1 protein-coding gene is annotated in these 585 nt (G+C 29.9%); it reads right to left on the reverse strand.

Annotated elements, in window-relative coordinates; translation table 11 throughout:
* Positions 1–579 (reverse strand): Na+/H+ antiporter NhaA (locus tag QWI17_RS01260; protein ID WP_302720677.1); only part of this gene is annotated, 579 nt, incomplete at its 3' end.
* Positions 580–585 lie beyond the last annotated feature (6 nt).

Here is a 585-nt window from a genome sequence, read left to right on the forward strand (position 1 = left end):
GGCTAATTTAGCTTCATCAATTAATATTTCACTATTAAATGATAAATTAGATATAAATATAGACATCGTAAAACCGATACCAGCTAATAATCCTACACCTAAAATATGGTTTAAATTACTCCCTTCTGGTAACTGACCAATGCCAAATCTTGAGCAAATAATAGAACTTAATACAATACCTATTGGTTTACCAACTAATAAACCTAATAAAATACCTAATCCTAAAGGAGAGGTTAATCCTTCAAGCATCTCGTTATATATAGTTATATTAGTATTAGCAAATGCGAAAATTGGAATAATAATAAAGTTTACAGGCTTTACTAAGGCATGTTCTAATCGTTCTAATGGCGATTCTTGATCAGTATTATTTGTTGGTAAAGTCATGGCTACTAATACACCTGCTATTGTAGCATGTATACCCGAATGATGTACAAAATACCATATAAATATTCCTGGAATCAAATATAAATAAGGATTCTCTACGTTTAATCTATTCATTAACACTAATACTCCTAGGCCTACACCCGCATACATTAAATACACTAAGTCTATACCTGATGAATAAAATAAAGCTATCACTAAAAT

The sequence above is a fragment of the Gilvimarinus gilvus genome (assembly GCF_030518155.1).
Classification (GTDB): Bacteria; Pseudomonadota; Gammaproteobacteria; order Pseudomonadales; family Cellvibrionaceae; genus Gilvimarinus; species Gilvimarinus gilvus.